This is a genomic window from Halomonas sp. 141 (assembly GCF_002810305.1).
Taxonomy (GTDB): domain Bacteria; phylum Pseudomonadota; class Gammaproteobacteria; order Pseudomonadales; family Halomonadaceae; genus Vreelandella; species Vreelandella stevensii.
In genome coordinates this window covers 1-1,082 of record NZ_PINZ01000115.1, presented here as the reverse complement: position 1 = coordinate 1,082, position 1,082 = coordinate 1, and the positions used below count along the sequence as shown (strand labels likewise).

Genomic DNA, 1,082 nt, shown 5'->3' with positions numbered 1-1,082 from the left:
GACCAAGTATATTCGAAGCCATGAAGCAGACCAAGACCCTCAAGGTTCGAGTGAAGGACAAACACGCCGCCGAGCTTAACCGCATGGCCCGCAGCGTGAATTTTGTTTGGAACTACCTCAACGAACTGTCTTCCCGAGCCATTCGGGAGAAAGGTCTGTTTCTGTCTGCCTACGACATGCACCCCTATACCAAGGGTGCTGGCAAGGACCTCGGCCTGCACAGCCAAACGCTGCAATGCATCGCTGCTGAATACGTTGCCCGCCGCAAGCAGTTCAAAAAGCCCCGCTTGAATTGGCGCAAGTCCGGCGGTGTACGCCGCTCACTTGGCTGGATTCCGGTCAATACCGGCGCGGCCAAGTGGAAGAACGGGCAGGTATTTCACAACGGCACCTACTTCAAGGTGTGGGATAGCTACGGCCTGTCGACATACAAGTTCCGTGCCGGCAGTTTCAACGAAGATAGCCGGGGCCGGTGGTATTTCAATGTTGCGGTCGAGGTGGACGTGCAGCCGACGCTTGGGCAGGGCGCCGTTGGCATCGACCTTGGGCTCAAGGATGTGGCCACCTGTAGCGATGGAGGAAGGCTGGAAAACAGCCGCTTCTACCGCCGCATGGAAGACCAGTTGGCGACAGCCCAACGTGCCCGCAACAAGCGGCGGGTAAAAGCTATTCACGCCAAGATCAAGAACCGTCGCCAGGACGCGCAGCACAAGTTTTCCCGGAAACTCGTCAACCAGTACGGCGAAATCGTCGTGGGCGATGTTTCCTCAACCAGGCTCGCGAAGACCAGGATGGCCAAAAGCGTCTACGACGCTGGCTGGTCACAACTGAAAACGATGCTGGAATATAAATGCGCTCACGCAGGCATCGTCTTCAAGGTCGTTCGCGAAACCAACACCACCCGCGCCTGTTCGTCGTGCGGCTCGCTTAGCGGGCCGCAGGGCGTCAACGGGTTGCGAGTAAGGGTCTGGGAGTGCGTGGAGTGTGGTGTACTCCACGACCGGGACGTGAATGCGGCCCGGAATATCCTCAGCCTCGGGGCAGGACGTTGCCCTCAAGAAGTTGGAATCCCCGTCCTTTAG

1 protein-coding gene is annotated in these 1,082 nt (G+C 58.1%); it reads left to right on the top strand.

The features are described 5' to 3' along the window. A partial coding sequence (locus CWI66_RS18500) for a transposase (RefSeq protein ID WP_232711014.1) occupies nt 1-1,082 on the top strand: 1,082 nt, incomplete at its 5' end.